General features: G+C 65.5%; 10 protein-coding genes and 1 pseudogene. 4 read left to right on the forward strand and 7 right to left on the reverse strand.

The annotated features are described in order from the left end of the window. Nucleotides 1-100 precede the first annotated feature (100 nt). The 3 genes from glnA to rdgB all read right to left on the reverse strand — a co-directional run bounded on the left by glnA (nt 101) and on the right by rdgB (nt 3,576). Complete coding sequence (gene glnA / locus MHZ91_RS09280) at nt 101-1,513, reverse strand: type I glutamate--ammonia ligase (protein ID WP_175136605.1); 1,413 nt, start codon at nt 1,511-1,513, stop codon at nt 101-103. 183 nt (nt 1,514-1,696) lie between these two features. Continuing rightward, nucleotides 1,697-2,917 (reverse strand): radical SAM family heme chaperone HemW, encoded by a 1,221-nt coding sequence (gene hemW / locus MHZ91_RS09285; protein WP_239213414.1) that lies wholly within the window; start codon nt 2,915-2,917, stop codon nt 1,697-1,699. A 35-nt stretch (nt 2,918-2,952) separates the two neighbouring features. Then, nucleotides 2,953-3,576, reverse strand: a complete 624-nt coding sequence (rdgB, locus tag MHZ91_RS09290; RefSeq protein WP_175136607.1) for an RdgB/HAM1 family non-canonical purine NTP pyrophosphatase — start codon at nt 3,574-3,576, stop codon at nt 2,953-2,955. A gap of 202 nt (nt 3,577-3,778) precedes the next feature. On the opposite strand from rdgB, the gene MHZ91_RS09295 reads away from it, so the two are divergent. Next, nucleotides 3,779-5,632, forward strand: a complete 1,854-nt coding sequence (locus MHZ91_RS09295; RefSeq protein WP_239213415.1) for an EAL domain-containing protein — start codon at nt 3,779-3,781, stop codon at nt 5,630-5,632. 150 nt (nt 5,633-5,782) lie between these two features. Here MHZ91_RS09295 and MHZ91_RS09300 read toward each other — a convergent pair. Beyond that, nucleotides 5,783-7,312: pseudogene (locus MHZ91_RS09300) on the reverse strand (methyl-accepting chemotaxis protein); the annotation flags it as partial. 136 nt (nt 7,313-7,448) lie between these two features. Here MHZ91_RS09300 and MHZ91_RS09305 point away from each other — a divergent pair. Both MHZ91_RS09305 and MHZ91_RS09310 read left to right on the forward strand, forming a co-directional pair. After that, nucleotides 7,449-8,609: an acyl-CoA dehydrogenase family protein gene (locus tag MHZ91_RS09305; RefSeq protein ID WP_105238791.1), complete on the forward strand. Its 1,161-nt coding sequence runs from the start codon at nt 7,449-7,451 to the stop codon at nt 8,607-8,609. 16 nt (nt 8,610-8,625) lie between these two features. Next, nucleotides 8,626-9,999: an MmgE/PrpD family protein gene (locus MHZ91_RS09310; protein WP_175121669.1), complete on the forward strand. Its 1,374-nt coding sequence runs from the start codon at nt 8,626-8,628 to the stop codon at nt 9,997-9,999. A 224-nt stretch (nt 10,000-10,223) separates the two neighbouring features. On the opposite strand, the gene rph is transcribed toward MHZ91_RS09310, so the two are convergent. Continuing rightward, the gene (gene rph, locus MHZ91_RS09315) at nt 10,224-10,958 is read right to left on the reverse strand and encodes a ribonuclease PH (protein WP_175136609.1); all 735 of its coding nucleotides are present in this window, start codon (nt 10,956-10,958) and stop codon (nt 10,224-10,226) included. Between the two features lie 184 nt (nt 10,959-11,142). Between rph and MHZ91_RS09320 the strand changes: the two genes are divergently transcribed. Next, nucleotides 11,143-12,075 (forward strand): YicC/YloC family endoribonuclease, encoded by a 933-nt coding sequence (locus MHZ91_RS09320; protein ID WP_175121671.1) that lies wholly within the window; start codon nt 11,143-11,145, stop codon nt 12,073-12,075. Nucleotides 12,076-12,124: 49 nt separating this feature from the next. Here MHZ91_RS09320 and MHZ91_RS09325 read toward each other — a convergent pair whose 3' ends face one another. Further along, nucleotides 12,125-13,684, reverse strand: a complete 1,560-nt coding sequence (locus MHZ91_RS09325; RefSeq protein WP_175121672.1) for an amino acid permease — start codon at nt 13,682-13,684, stop codon at nt 12,125-12,127. Nucleotides 13,685-13,842: 158 nt separating this feature from the next. Then, nucleotides 13,843-15,342: an AMP nucleosidase gene (locus MHZ91_RS09330; protein WP_370633028.1), complete on the reverse strand. Its 1,500-nt coding sequence runs from the start codon at nt 15,340-15,342 to the stop codon at nt 13,843-13,845. Nucleotides 15,343-15,463: the final 121 nt, after the last annotated feature.

The following is a 15,463-nucleotide window of genomic DNA, read 5'->3' on the forward strand; positions in this document are numbered from 1 at the left end:
GGCGGGCAATTCGTCGGGCGGCTACCTGGTGGTGCGCGTGGTGTGTAAGCCGTGCTTCTGCCTACCTCATCGCGCTCCCCCCAGCCACGGCCTCAAACCATCAGAGGCTGTAGTACATGTCGAATTCGACCGGGTGCGTCGTCATGCGCAGACGCGTCACATCGGCCATCTTCAGGTCGATGTAGGCGTTGATCATGTCGTTGCTGAACACGCCGCCACGGGTCAGGAACTCGCGATCCTTGTCCAGGGATTCCAGCGCTTCTTCCAGCGAGGCGCAGACGGTCGGGATCTTCGCGTCTTCTTCCGGCGGCAGGTCGTACAGGTTCTTGTCGGCCGGATCGCCCGGGTGGATCTTGTTCTGGACGCCGTCCAGGCCGGCCATCATCAGGGCCGAGAAAGCCAGGTACGGGTTGGCCAGGGGGTCCGGGAAGCGCGCTTCGACGCGGCGGCCCTTCGGGTTGCCGACGTACGGAATACGGATCGAAGCCGAACGGTTGCGGGCCGAGTAGGCCAGCTTCACGGGCGCTTCGAAGTGCGGGACCAGACGCTTGTACGAGTTCGTGCCCGGGTTGGTGATGGCGTTCAGGGCCTTGGCGTGCTTGATGATGCCGCCGATGTAGTACAGGGCGAATTCGGACAGGCCGGCGTAGCCGTTGCCCGCAAACAGGTTCTGGCCGTCCTTCCAGATGGACTGGTGGACGTGCATGCCGGAGCCGTTGTCACCAACGATGGGCTTGGGCATGAACGTGGCGGTCTTGCCGTAGGCATGGGCCACGTTGTGCACGACGTACTTGACGATCTGGGTCCAGTCGGCGCGCTGCACCAGCGTGCTGAACTTGGTGCCGATTTCGAGCTGGCCGGGAGCAGCCACTTCGTGGTGGTGCACTTCAACCGGCACGCCCATCTGTTCCATCAGCAGGCACATTTCCGAACGCATATCCTGGAACGAATCGACCGGCGGAACGGGGAAGTAGCCGCCCTTCACGCCCGGACGGTGGCCGGTGTTGCCGCCTTCGAATTCCAGGCCGGTCGACCACGGGGCTTCTTCGGACTTGATCTTGACGAACGTGCCCGACATGTCGGTGTTCCAGGTCACGCCGTCGAACACGAAGAATTCGGGTTCCGGACCGAAGTAGGCGGTGTCGCCCAGGCCGGAGGACTTCAGGTAGGCTTCAGCGCGCTTGGCCAGCGAGCGCGGGTCGCGGTCATAGCCCTTCAGGTCCGACGGTTCGACCACGTCGCACGACAGGATCAGGGTCGGCTCTTCGCGGAACGGATCCAGGTTGGCGGTGGCGCAGTCGGGGATGAGGAGCATGTCGGAGGCTTCGATGCCCTTCCAGCCCGGGATCGACGAACCGTCGAAAGCCTGCCCGCTTTCCAGCTTGTCTTCATCGATAGCGGTGGTGGGCACGGAAACGTGGTGCTCACGGCCAACCGTATCGGTAAAGCGGAAATCCACGAATTTCACTTCGTTATCGGCGATCTGTTTCAGGACGTCTTTCGGGCTTGCCATGTCATCTCCATTAGATAAAAGGGTCGAGGGCTTTGCCCGTCGACTGGCATAAAAGAGGGAAGCAATAAGCGTGCCAGGTTTAGCCCCGGTATTCCCGGGGGGAGGCACGTCAGTCTTGGGGCAATGTAGCACCATCGTGGTGCAAAAGATGGGGCGTGATCGCCCCATCTTGGTGCTTGCACCTTACAGGAACATTTCCTGAAGGTCATTGAGGAAGCGCCAGCCCAGGGGCGTCGCGCGCAGGCGCGTGGGATCGGCGTCGAGCAGGCCCCGTTTCGACGCTGCCTCCAATTGGTGCGCAATGACGGCAAGCGACAAACCGGTGCGTTCGTTGAACGCCGTGGCGGCCACGCCGTCCTTCAGGCGCAGGGCGTTGAGCATGAACTCGAACGGCAGTTCGTCCGGCCCGACCTGCCGGCTCTCGGCCAGATGGCTGCCGTCGCGCGCCATGGCGGCCTGCATCCACGAATCCGGACTGCGCAGCCGCGCTTCGCGCACGATGCGGTCATGAAACGAGAGCTTGCCGTGCGCGCCGGGGCCGATGCCCAGGTAGTCTCCGAACTCCCAGTAATTCATGTTGTGGCGGCAGCGGGCGCCCGGTTTGGCGTAGGCCGATACTTCGTAGCGCGCAAGTCCCGCCGCCGCCAGCTCGGCTTCCACCGCGTCCTGCATGGCGGCGCTGGTGTCGTCATCCGGCAGATCTTCGGGGGGAAACTTCGCGAAGACCGTATTCGGTTCCATCGTCAGGTGATACAGCGACAGGTGCTCGGTGCCGAACGAAATCGCCTGCCGCAGATCGGCCGTACAGGCTTCCAGCGTCTGCCCGGGCAAGGCGAACATCATGTCCAGATTGACCCGGGCCGCCGCCTGCTGCGCCATCTCGATGGCCGCGCGCGCCTGGCTGGCATCGTGAATGCGGCCCAGCTTCTTCAACTGCACATCGTCAAAGCTCTGGATGCCCAGCGAAAACCGCGTGACGCCGCTGGCCGCATAGTCACGAAAGCGCCCCGCCTCGGCCGTGCCGGGGTTGGCTTCCATCGTGATTTCGGCATCAGGCCACAGGTTCAGGTACGCCCGCAGCATTGCCAGCAGCTCGTCCAGGCCGGCCGCCGACAACAGGCTGGGCGTGCCGCCGCCGATAAAGACGGAAATCACCTGCCTGCCCCAGATGGACGGCAGCGACTGTTCGAGGTCGCTTCGCAGCGCATCCAGATAGGCGCGTTCGGGAATTTCACCCGGCGCGGCATGCGAGTTGAAATCGCAGTACGGGCACTTGCGCACGCACCATGGCACGTGGACGTAGACCGACAGCGGCGGCAGGCTGGTCAGCGTGGCGCCTGCGGGAACAACGAGGCGCGACTTGGTCGCGCCCATATCGTTGCGGATGGGAATGGTGATGGACATGCGAAAAAATTCCTGGCGCCTTGGCGGCGCCGTGGTCAAGCGTGGCTCAGCTTGCTGAGCAGCTCGCGCAGCGCCCGGGCGCGATGGCTGACCCGGTTCTTTTCATCGGGATCCAGCGACGCAGCGGTCAGCGCCATGTCGGGCAGGTAGAAGTGCGGATCGTAGCCAAAGCCGTTGGCGCCTTCGGGCACGTCGATGATCTCGCCATGCCACAGGCCTTCGCCGATCAGCGGACGCGGGTCGTTCTCGGAACGCACCAGCGCCAGAACCGCCACATACCAGGCGCTGCGGTCGGCGACGGACGCCAGGTTGCGCACCAGCAGTGCGTTGTTGGCTGCATCGGACTTTTCGCCGCCGTGCATCTTGGCATAGCGCGCCGAATACACGCCCGGCGCGCCGTCCAGCGCGGCCACGCACAGGCCCGAGTCGTCCGCCAACGCGGGCAATCCGGTCAGGCGGCTGGCATGGCGGGCTTTGGCCAGCGCGTTTTCCACGAACGTGACGTGCGGCTCTTCGGCTTCCGGCACGCCGAGGTCGCCCTGCGGCACCAGCTCGATGCCCAGCGGCGCGAACAAGGCGGAAAACTCGCGCAGCTTGCCGGCGTTATTGGACGCCAGGACAACACGGCGCAGGGAGTCGGGAATCTTGGGGGAAGTCATAGGCCGGATTGTATAGGGCGAGGCCGGCGGCGGGCGGGCATTCCACGATATTGGCGTGGGTACCACGTACGTGAGAATTCGTTGTTGACACGGATGTAACAGCGACTGAAGATTGCACGTCACGACATGGCGCAACAACGCAGACATATTTTGTTGTCAATATGACCGATCTTGTCACTGATCGTATCCCAATGCCCCGGCGATGAACTCCATTCACGCTTTGCCACGGCCCGCCGCGGCCCGCGCTCCGCTCAATCCTCCCGGCGGCGCGCCCGCGCACGCCAGCCTGGCTGGCATCCTGCGCCAAAGATTATTGCGGCCGCGCTTCCAGCCTGTGGTCGACCTGTCGCACAGCCGCATCTACGGCCACGAAAGCCTCATCCGCGGTCCCGCCGACACCCCCCTGCACTTTCCCGACGCCCTGTTCGCCGAAGCGCGACGCCAGGGGCTGCACCCGCAGCTCGAACTGGCCAGCTTCCGCGCGGGCGCACGCGGGTTCGAACAGAACGACGCTGCGGGCAAGCTGTTCCTGAACCTGTCCGGCTCCGCCCTGCTCCATTACTGGACCCTCTGGGGCCACGACATGCCAGGCAGGCTGCTTAAGGACTGCGCGCTGGAACCGGCCAGCATCGTCGTCGAACTGACCGAGCAGGATCCGCTGTCGGACCGCATGGGCGAACTGCACAACGCCTTTGCCTGCCTGCGCGAGGCCGGCATGCGCATCGCGCTCGACGACTACGGCGTCGGTAATTCCAACCTGCAGCTCTGGGCCGAAACCCAGCCCGAGCTGGTCAAGATTGACCGCTATTTCTTTGACGGCATCGGCCACGACGAGCGCAAGCAGAACATGGTGCGTGCCATCCTGAAGGTGGCGCAGCACCTGGGCACGTCGGTCATCGCCGAAGGCATCGAAACCGCCGAGGACCTTGCCGTCGTGCGCGAGCTGGACATCCGCTACGCGCAGGGCTGGTTCCTGGGGATGCCCGACGAAACCCTGCTGACCGAACTGACCCCGCCCCTGCGCGACTCGCTGCGCTCGCGCACGTCGGCGCCGGTGTCGCAGCGCGCCGCCGGCGGCACGGCCATCAGTCTGCGGGTCGAGGCCCCCGCCGCGCTCCTGACCAAGCACACCAACGACGACGTACATCGCCTCTTCATCGAGCACAAGAACCTGCACGCGGTGGCAGTGGTCGATGCCGACAACCGGCCGGTCGGCATCATCAACCGGCGGGACTTCTCCGAACACTACGCGCAGCGCTACACGCGCGAGCTCTTCGGCCGCGACGCCTGCTCGACCTTCATGAACGCCGAGCCGGTGCTGGTGGACGTGAACGTGTCGATCGACCAGCTGAGTCACGTGCTGATTTCCGAGGACCAGCGCTACCTGATGGACGGGCTGATCATCACGCGCGACGGCCGCTATGACGGCCTGGCCACGGGCGAAACCCTGGTGCGCTCGGTGACCGAGATGCGTATCGAGGCGGCGCGCTACGCCAATCCACTGACGTCCCTGCCCGGCAATATCCCCATCAGCCGGCACATTGCCACGCTGCTGGAAGACGCCGCGGACTTCACGATCTGCTACGGGGACCTGAACAATTTCAAGCCCTTCAACGACGTCTACGGCTACTGGCGCGGCGACGACATGATCATGCTGACCGCCGACGTCATCAAACGCCATTGCGACCCGCAGCGCGATTTCGTGGGGCATGTGGGCGGCGACGACTTCGTGGTGCTGCTGCGCAGTCCGGACTGGATGACGCGCATCGAGCGCATCATTGCCGAATTCAACGAGGGCGCCATGGCCCTGTACGACGAACAGGGCCGCCGCAACGGGGGCATCGAGGCCGAAGACCGTTACGGCGTGCCGCGCTTCTTTCCGTTCGTGACGCTGGGCGTGGGCGCCCTGACCGTCACGCCCTCGTTATGCGAGCGCATCCGCCCTGAGGACATCGCCTCGGCGGCTGCCCATGTCAAGCACAAGGTCAAGCACGGGAACCTGTCGCTCGTGGCCGAGCGCTACACGGGCGCCATCCTGCCGCAGCTCACCGGCTGAGGCTTCGCGCGCCGCCGCCTGCGCGCCCTCTGCAATCTGGAATTTGGCCACGGCCCGGCGCAGTCCTTGCGCCTGGGCTTCGAGCGCCGCCGCAGCGGCCGCCGTCTGTTCGACCATAGCGGCCGTTTCCTGCGTGGACCGCTCGATATCGGCCACCGCATCGTTCACCGACGCAATACCGGACGCCTGTTCGGCGGTGGCGCTGGAAATCTCGTTCACGATCTGCGTCACACGGTCGACGGAAGCCACCATATCGCGCATGGTGTCGCCCGCCAGGTTCACGTGACGCACCCCCGCATCCACGCGCGCGGCCGAGTCTTCGATCAGGCCCTTGATCTCGCGCGCCGCCTGGGCGCTGCGCTGCGCGAGCGACCGCACTTCCCCCGCCACGACGGCAAAGCCCTTGCCCTGCTCGCCCGCGCGCGCCGCTTCCACGGCCGCGTTGAGCGCCAGGATGTTGGTCTGGAACGCAATGCTGTCCACCACGCCCACGATCTCGCCGATGCGCCGCGCGCTGTCGGCGATGCCCTGCATGCTGTGCACCACTTCGTCGACGGCCTGGCCGCCGCGCTGCGCCAACTGCGTCGCGCTGACCGCTTGCCGGCTGGCCAGGTCCGCGTTGCCGGCGGTCATTTGCACGGTGTGCGCCAGCTGCGTCATGTTGGCCGACGCTTCCTGCAGCGAGCCCGCCTGCCGGGCCGCGCGGTCCGACATGTCCGCGCCGCCGGCCGCGATTTCGCCGGCGCCGGTATGGATCTCTTCGACGCCCAGGCGCACCGACGCGACCGCGGTCGACAGCCCTGTTTGCATCCGGCGCATGGCCGAATACAGCACGCCGATCTCGTTGTCGCCGCGCTGCGTGATCGCGCCGGTCAGATCGCCGTCCGCGATGCGGTCAAAGTGCGCCCCCGCCTCGTTCAGCGGCCGCACGATGCTGCGGCGGAATCCCAGCCGGATCAGGATCGCCAGCACCAGGACGAAACCCAGCACGGCGGCCGCCACCACGATCACACGCTCCAGGGTGCGGCTTGCGCCGGCCACCGCCTCCTGCCCGTGTTCGCGGGCGTAGGCTTGGTAGGCCTCGACCTGCTTCACATAGCCCGCGCCACTGGCGGGCAGCGCCTTGTCCGTCAGCCGGTTGACCTCGATGCCGTTCCAGCCCTGGATCGCCTTGCTCATCGGCGCAAGCGTCTGGTCCGCAAAGGCGGCATAGGCCGTCAGCACCTGGCCGAACAGCGGCGCGCCCTGGGCACTGTCGTCGGGATTGGCGCGCAGGCGCGCCAGACTGGCGGCGGCCTGCTTGAGCAGCCCATCGGCCTGGGCCAGCGACGCGTTGCGCGCGTCTTCCAGCCCGCCTTCCATCGCCGTCTTGGCGTCGGTCAGCGCCGCGCGCGCCTGAAACAGCCGGCTGGTCATATCCGCGAGATCACTCGCCCTTTCGATGCTGCCCCGGCCCAGGGCCTCGATATCGGCGCGGTTGTCGCACAAGACCGTGATACCCGCCGCCGCAGCGACAGCGAACAGCACGACGAACAACGCAAGAATGGCCGATAGCGCCGTCGTGACTCTCAGATTTTTCCGCATATCCATCCGTGTATAGCCTTGGCCGCCTTCGCGGCAGTGCCACGGATTATGGAGATGCAGTTTGGCAATTTCTTGACACAACCTTGGCGGAAACATGACGCACAGCGGTCATGAAGGTGCGCTTTTGCGTTCAGGAACCCCGTATTAATGATTCGTGAATTGGCACCTGGCCGCCCTTGCGGCACATTCGATCCTGTACCGAACCATTCCTTCACATAGAACAGTCAGCCACATGCACCAAGCCTCCCACGCCTACCAGGACATCCGCGAAGCCGTGCGCGACCTCTGCGCGCAATTCCCCTCCGAATATTTCCGCAAGGTCGATGAAGAGCGCGGCTATCCCGAGGACTTCGTCCGCGCCCTCACCGAAGCCGGCTGGCTGGCGGCGCTGATCCCGCAGGAATACGGCGGCTCTGGCCTGGGGCTGACCGAAGCCTCGGTCATCATGGAAGAAATCAACCGCAGCGGCGGCAACTCCGGCGCCTGCCACGGCCAGATGTACAACATGGGCACGCTGCTGCGCCACGGCTCCGAAGCCCAGAAGCGCGAATACCTGCCCCGCATCGCCGCCGGCGAACTGCGCCTGCAGTCGATGGGCGTCACCGAACCCACCACCGGCACCGACACCACCAAGATAAAGACCACCGCCGTCAAGCGCGGCGACCGCTATGTCATCAATGGGCAGAAGGTCTGGATCTCTCGGGTGCAGCATTCGGACCTGATGATTCTGCTGGCGCGCACCACGCCGCTGGATCAGGTCACGCGCAAGTCCGAAGGCATGTCGATCTTCCTGGTCGACCTGCACCACGCGGTCAAGCACGGCATGTCGATCCGCCCGATCCCCAACATGGTCAACCACGAGACCAACGAACTCTTCTTCGACAACCTGGAAATCCCCGAAGAAAACCTGATCGGCGAAGAAGGCAAGGGTTTCAAGTACATCCTGGATGGCCTGAACGCCGAGCGCACGCTGATCGCCGCCGAGTGCATCGGCGACGGCTACTGGTTTGTCGACAAGGTCACCGCCTACGCCAAGGAACGCGTGGTGTTCGGCCGCCCCATCGGCCAGAACCAGGGCGTGCAGTTCCCCATTGCGCGCGCGCACATCAACGTCGAAGCGGCCAGCCTGATGCGCTACGAGGCCTGCCGGCTGTTCGATGCCCACGAGCCCTGCGGCGCCCAGGCCAACATGGCCAAGCTGCTGGCGGCGGACGCATCCTGGGAAGCCGCCAACGCCTGCCTGCAGTTCCATGGCGGCTTCGGCTTTGCCAATGAATACGACGTCGAACGCAAGTTCCGCGAGACGCGCCTTTACCAGGTGGCGCCCATCTCGACCAACCTGATCCTGTCGTACGTCGCCGAACACATCCTGGGCCTGCCCCGCTCCTTCTGACACGCCATCTTCCGACATGACCGCAGACAAAGACACCCCGCACCTGAGCGCCGAACTCGCGGCCTTTGCCGCCAACCTGCGCTACGAAGACATTCCCGCCCCGGTGCTGCGCCGCGCCGAAGACCTGCTGCTCGATTGCCTGGCCTCCATCCTGGCCGGCGCGTCGGCCCGCGCGGTCCAGGCGATCGACCGCTATGCCGCCGCGATGGGGCCGGCGGATGGTCCCAGTGAAGTCCTGATCACCCGCCGCCGCACCACGCCGCTCTTTGCCGCCATGGTCAACGCGGCGGCCGCGCACGTGGTGGAACAGGACGACGTGCACAACGGCTCGGTCTTTCACCCGGCGGCCGTGGTGTTTCCGCCTGCCCTGGCCGTGGCGCAGGCGCTGGGCTCCTCGGGCCGCGATCTGCTCACCGCCGCCGTGGCCGGCTACGAGGTCGGCATTCGGGTCGGCGAGTTTCTGGGCCGCTCGCACTACAAGATCTTCCACACGACCGGCACGGCAGGCACGCTGGCCGCCGCGGTCACCACCGGCCGGCTGCTGGGCCTGTCCCCTGAGCAGATGCTGCACGCGCTGGGCTCGGCCGGCACGCAGGCCGCGGGGCTGTGGGAATTCCTGCGCGACGCCGCTGATTCCAAGCAATTGCACACTGCCAAGGCGGCCGCAGACGGCATCACCGCGGCCTACCTGGCGCGCGAAGGGTTCACCGGCGCACGCCACATCCTGGAAGGCCCGCAGGGCATGGCGGCCGGCATGTCCACCGACGCCGACCCCAGCCGCCTGTGCGACCGCCTGGGACAGCGCTGGGCGCTAGCCGAAACCTCGTTCAAGTTCCATGCCTCGTGCCGCCACACGCATCCGGCCGCCGACGCGCTGCAGCAGGCGCTGCGCGACAACCACCTGACCGAGGACGACGTCGAACGCGTCGTGGCGCACGTCCACCAGGGCGCCATCGACGTCCTTGGCCCAGTGGTGAATCCGCAGACCGTTCACCAGTCCAAGTTTTCGATGGGCACGGTGCTGGCGCTGATCGCGCGACAAGGCCGCGCCGGTCTGGCGGAATTTGACGCGGGCCTCGACGACCCGGGCGTCGCCGCCTTCCGCGGGAAAGTGGAAATGGCGCTCGACCCCGAAGTCGACGGCGCCTACCCGCAACGTTGGATCGGCAAGGTTACGGTGTACACCCGCGACGGCCGCGTGCTGCATGGCCGCGTCGACGAACCCAAGGGCGACCCGGGCAACACGCTCAGCCGTCCGGAAATCGAGGACAAGACGCTCAGCCTGGGCCGGTACGCCGACGCGGCGACGGAACAGGAACTGCGCGGTTTGATTGCGACGATCTGGGGGCTTGAAAAAGTGGGCAAGGTGGAGGCGCTGTTGCCGAAGTAATTCGCGAATGCCTGAAACTCAGGCACAAAAAAAAGCCGCATCTGCGGCTTTTTTTTGCGTTGTGGCTACGCTGCAAGTGTCTGCGGCAGAAGTCTCACACCCTGCGGGCACATCCGTCAGTTGCTGCAGGTGCCTGACACCTTACAGGCACATCCATCAGCTGGCGGTCATCTCACAAGGGTGTCAGACACCGGGTTCGCACGACGGACCAGGCGCCACACAGCTCACGCCAGCGCGGCGCGCTGGGCCTTCACCAGGTTGGCAATCCCGTTTTCCGCCAGCACCAGCATCGTGTCCAGCTCAGCCCGCGTGAACGTCGCGCCCTCGCCCGTGCCCTGCACTTCCACGAATGCGCCGCTGCCCGTCATGATGACGTTCACGTCGGCGTCGCAGGCCGAATCTTCCGGGTAGTCCAGATCCAGCACCGCCTGGCCGTTGACCAAGCCCACCGACACCGCAGCGACGGCGTCGCGGATCGGATTGGTGGCCAGATCGCCACGTTTCATCAGCAGACCCACCGCGTCGGCCGCCGCTACCCAGGCGCCCGTGATGCTGGCGCAGCGCGTGCCGCCGTCGGCCTGCAGCACGTCGCAATCAAGGTGCAGCGTGCGTTCGCCCAGCGCCTTCATGTCGAACACCGCCCGCAGACTGCGTCCGATCAGGCGCTGGATCTCCTGCGTGCGGCCGCTCTGCTTGCCGCGCGCGGCCTCGCGGTCGCCGCGCGTGTGCGTGGCCCGCGGCAACATGCCGTATTCAGCCGTTACCCAGCCTTCGCCCTTGCCCTTCAGAAAAGGCGGTACCTTGTCCAGGACGCTTGCCGTGCAAAGCACATGGGTGTCGCCCGCCTTCACCAGCACGGAGCCTTCGGCGTATCGCGTAAAGCCACGCTCCAGGCTAAACGGACGCAATTGGTCGGCGGCGCGGCCCGACGGCCGGACATTCGTGGGGATGGTGGTCACAACTGGCTCCAGACTTGGCTTAGATTCGCGGCATTGTACGGGCAGGCGTCACAAGACAATCTCGCTTGGAGTATCCTGCCGCGATGTATCCGGTTGAAAACACAGACCCGCTGCCCAGGACCTGGGCGCCGCGGGCCCCGGCGCAACCGGCTCCTATTCCAAGAATCACCAGGACACGCACACCATGATCCGCAGCATGACCGCCTTCGGCAACGCCCGAGCAGACTTAGAACAAGGCACTCTCGCCATAGAACTGCGCAGCGTCAACAGCCGCTTTCTCGACCTGTATTTCCGTCTTCCGGACGAACTGCGCCACGTGGAAACGCCCCTGCGCGAGCTGCTGACCACCAACCTGGCCCGCGGCAAGGTCGAAATCCGCGTGTCCTTCACCCGTGCGGCCAACGCCGACCTGTCCAAGCTGGATCCCGCCTGGCTCGACAGCCTGGCCGAACAGCTGCAGGCCGCGCGCCGCATCATTCCGGACATCGCGTCCCCGCGTCTGGCCGAACTGTTCAACTGGCCCGGCCAGCGCGGCAACGACGCCCTGGACCCGCAGATCTGGGGCGCCGCGTGCCTGCAAGCCGCGCAGCAGGCCCTGACCCAGCTTCAGGAAGGCCGCGAGCGCGAAGGCGAACGCCTGGCCGGCATGATGCGCGAATGCGCCGATGGCGTCGCGCGCGTCGTGGACATCGTGCAGGCGCATCTGCCGCAATTGCTGGCTGACCACCGCGAGCGCCAGGCCGCCAAGCTGCGCGAAAGCGTCGAATCCGCATTCCCCGGCGGATTCACCCACATTTCCGGCGCGGAACTGTCCGAACGCCTGTCGCAGGAAGCCAACCTCTTTGCCCTGCGCATCGACGTGGCCGAGGAACTGTCCCGCCTGCGTTCGCACCTGGAAGAACTGCGTCACCTGCTGTCCGACGGCGGCGGCAAGCCCGCGGCCGGCAAGAAGAACGCCGGCAGCGCGGGCAAGCGCCTGGATTTCCTGTTCCAGGAAATGAACCGTGAAGCCAACACGCTGGGTTCCAAGGCCGGCAGCATGGAAGTCACCCGCGCCGCCATGGACCTGAAGCTGCTGATCGAGCAGATGCGCGAGCAGGCGCAGAACATCGAGTAAGGGGCGCGGCGCCCGCGGGGGTTGCTACCCCCGCCTGCCGGCCACCCTGTTAGCGGCTCTCGCCCGTCGCCGGCTCGCCCCGCAGGGCCGAATCCAGGTATTCACTACGGGCGCGCGCGTCCGGAAAACGCATGTCGCGGTAGCTGACAAAGCGCGATCCGCGCGTCAGGCGGTAGCCGGCCCAGATCAGCAAAAAGAGCGGAATGCCGATGTAGGTGGCGACCACGCCGCCCCACTGGATCTTGTCCTCCAGGAACGCCTGGTAGTTCTGACCCAAGGTGATGATCAGGCACAGCACGAACGCGAAGATCGGACCGAAGGGGAAGAACGGGGACACATACGGCAGATCCGCCAGGCTGTTGCCCTGCTTCACGTAACCCCGCCGGAACCGGTAATGGCTGATGGCAATGCCCAGCCACGCAATGAACCCGGTCATCCCCGACGTATTGAGCAGCCAGATATAGACGTCGTTGGGACTGAAGAGGAAGGTGAAAAAGCACAGCGCCGCGACGACGGTGGTGGCCAGCAGCGCCCACAGGGGCACGCCGCTACGCGAAATCCGGCCGAAGATCCGCGGCGCCTTGCCTTCGCGCGCCAGGCTGTAGAGCATGCGCGTGGCCGCATACATGCCCGAATTGCCGGCGGACAGCACCGACGTCAGCACCACGGCGTTCATCACGGAGGCCGCACCCAACAGTCCCGCGCGTTCGAAGATCAGCGCGAACGGGCTGACGCTGATGTCCTCGACATCGTTGCGCAGCAGGTGCGGATCGGTATAGGGAATCAAGAGGCCGATGACCAGGATCGCCGCCACGTAGAACAGCAGAATGCGCCAGAACACCTGGCGCACCGCGCGCGGCAGATTGCGGGCCGGATCCTTGGATTCTCCTGCGGCAATGCCGATCAGTTCGGTGCCCTGGAACGAAAATCCCACCACCATCGCCACGCCGATCAGCGCGGCAAAGCCGCCTGCGAAGGGCGCGTCGCCCACCGTCCAGTTGGCCAGCCCGCCCGTCTCGCCGCCGCGGATGATGCCCAGCAGCATCATCACGCCCATGGTGACGAAGGCCAGCACCGCAATCACCTTGATCAGCGCAAACCAGAATTCGGCCTCGCCGAACCCGCGGGCGGACATGGCGTTCAGTCCGAAAGTGATGGCCAGGAACAGCGCGCTCCAATAGAAGCCGGGCACATCGGGAAACCAGTACGCCATGACGAGCTGCGCCGCGACCAGGTCGACCGCCACCGTCACCGCCCAGTTGTACCAATAGTTCCACCCGAGCGCGAAGCCGAAGCCGTCTTCGACATAGCGCGCGCCGTAGGTCGAGAACGAGCCGGACACCGGCATGGCAGCCGCCAGTTCGCCCAGGCTGGTCATCAGGAAATAGACCATGATGCCGATCAGCACATAGCCCAGCAGCGCACCGCCAGGGCCGGCCTTGGCGATGGTCGCGCCCGACGCCACGAAGAGTCCGGTGCCGATGGACCCGCCGACCGCGATCATGGTCAGGTGGCGCGCCGACAGCGTGCGCCGCAATTCGGACGGCCTGTCCGCCTGCGCGTTGCGCGTGCCGCCTGAGCGACGGTCATCGTGTTCCGATGGTGCCAAAATGCGTTCCTTCACGTCTGGATGGCGCTCGCGCAATACGCTGCGAACGCCCTGGGATTACCGAGCAACGCGCGAGAATAGCGCAATCGGCCCCGACATGAAAAATGGCCAGGAGCTGGGGACGGATTCGCCCCGGAGGCCTCCCGGCAGCGGCCGTCTTATTGAAACGCCGTTTCCATGAACGTGCGCAGCTTGCGCGAATGCAGCCGCTCCGGCGGCATGTCGCGCAGCCGCTCAAGCGCCCGGATGCCGATTTCCAGATGCTGGTTGACCTGACGCCGGTAAAAGGCGCTCGCCATGCCGGGCAGTTTCAGTTCGCCGTGCAGCGGCTTGTCCGACACGCACAGCAAGGTGCCGTAAGGCACCCGGAAGCGGAATCCGTTGGCCGCGATCGTGGCCGATTCCATGTCCAGCGCAATCGCGCGCGACTGGGCAAAGCGTTCCACCAGATCGACGTGGTCGCGCAATTCCCAGTTGCGGTTGTCGATTGTCGCCACGGTGCCCGTACGCATGATGCGCTTCAGGTCCCAACCGGACAGCCCGGCCACTTCTTCGACCGCCTGCTCCAGCGCCACCTGCACTTCCGCCAACGCCGGCACGGGCACCCAGGTGGGCAGATCGTCATCCAGCACGTGGTCTTCACGGACATAGCCGTGCGCCAGGACGTAGTCGCCCAGGCGCTGGGAATCTCGCAGGCCGGCGCAATGGCCAAGCATCAGCCACGCGTGCGGACGCAGCACGGCGATGTGGTCGGTGATCGTCTTGGCGTTCGACGGTCCGACGCCGATGTTGACCAACGTGATGCCGGAGTGATCGCCGCGCACCAGGTGGTAAGCCGGCATCTGCGGCAAGCGCACGGCCTGGGCCTCGTCGCCCGGACCGCTTTCGCCGCGGCGCGTAATACGGTTGCCGGGCTCGACCAGCATTTCGTAGTCTTCGTTGCCGCTGGACATCAGGGCGCGGGCCCGGGCGCAGAACTCGTCGACATAGAACTGGTAGTTGGTGAACAGCACGAAATTCTGGAAGTGCGTGGGCGCCGTCGAGGTGTAGTGCTGCAGCCGGTGCAGCGAATAATCCACGCGCTGCGCGGTAAACGGCGCCAGCGGCTTGGGTTCGCCTTCCTTGCCGCGCCACGATCCGTTCACGATGGCGTCGTCGGTGACCGCCAGATCCGGCACGTCGAACAGGTCGCGCAGCGGGCGCTTGAGCGCCTCGAGGTGCTCGCCTTCCACGTAGGCGCCCTCGGGAAACGCGAAATGCAGCGGAATCGGGGAATCCGACTCGCCCACTTCGACCGCCACCCGATGGTTCTGCAACAACTGGCCGATCTGCTCGATCAGGTAATCGCGAAACAGGACCGGCTGTGTGATGGTGGTCTGGTAGTAACCCGGTTCGGCCACGTGGCCATAGGAAAGCCGGGTGTCGATGGGATCGTAGGTTTCGACGACGATGCGGATGGCCGGGTAGTAGGCGCGGAATCGCGCGCTGCCATTGCCCGTGCCCTTCAAGACCTCGCGAAACGCGGTACGCAGGAACGCCGTATTGCGCGCATAGATTTCCGCCAGCCGGTCTACGGCGGACAACGCGTCCTGGAAGGGTTCAAACGGCAGGGCCTCAGGCCGGTTCATGGACGACAAAGGGTGTACTGCGTTCATCATTGAGCTTTACTCCGCCTTCTTATCTGTCTTTTTTGGCATCGGCTTTGCGCAACGGCAATACCGAGGGCCGATGCGGTCGATTATGCCCGAGGCGTTAGGCAATGAAATGTCATCAGAGCCG

This window comes from Achromobacter sp. ACRQX (assembly GCF_022346505.1).
GTDB lineage: Bacteria > Pseudomonadota > Gammaproteobacteria > Burkholderiales > Burkholderiaceae_B > Achromobacter > Achromobacter animicus.

Coding starts and splice junctions, on each gene's coding strand:
- glnA (WP_175136605.1), bottom strand. CDS start 1,513: ATGGCAAGCCCGAAAGACGTCCTGAAACAGATCGCCGATAACGAAGTG.
- hemW (WP_239213414.1), bottom strand. CDS start 2,917: ATGTCCATCACCATTCCCATCCGCAACGATATGGGCGCGACCAAGTCG.
- rdgB (WP_175136607.1), bottom strand. CDS start 3,576: ATGACTTCCCCCAAGATTCCCGACTCCCTGCGCCGTGTTGTCCTGGCG.
- MHZ91_RS09295 (WP_239213415.1), top strand. CDS start 3,779: ATGAACTCCATTCACGCTTTGCCACGGCCCGCCGCGGCCCGCGCTCCG.
- MHZ91_RS09305 (WP_105238791.1), top strand. CDS start 7,449: ATGCACCAAGCCTCCCACGCCTACCAGGACATCCGCGAAGCCGTGCGC.
- MHZ91_RS09310 (WP_175121669.1), top strand. CDS start 8,626: ATGACCGCAGACAAAGACACCCCGCACCTGAGCGCCGAACTCGCGGCC.
- MHZ91_RS09320 (WP_175121671.1), top strand. CDS start 11,143: ATGATCCGCAGCATGACCGCCTTCGGCAACGCCCGAGCAGACTTAGAA.
- MHZ91_RS09330 (WP_370633028.1), bottom strand. CDS start 15,342: ATGATGAACGCAGTACACCCTTTGTCGTCCATGAACCGGCCTGAGGCC.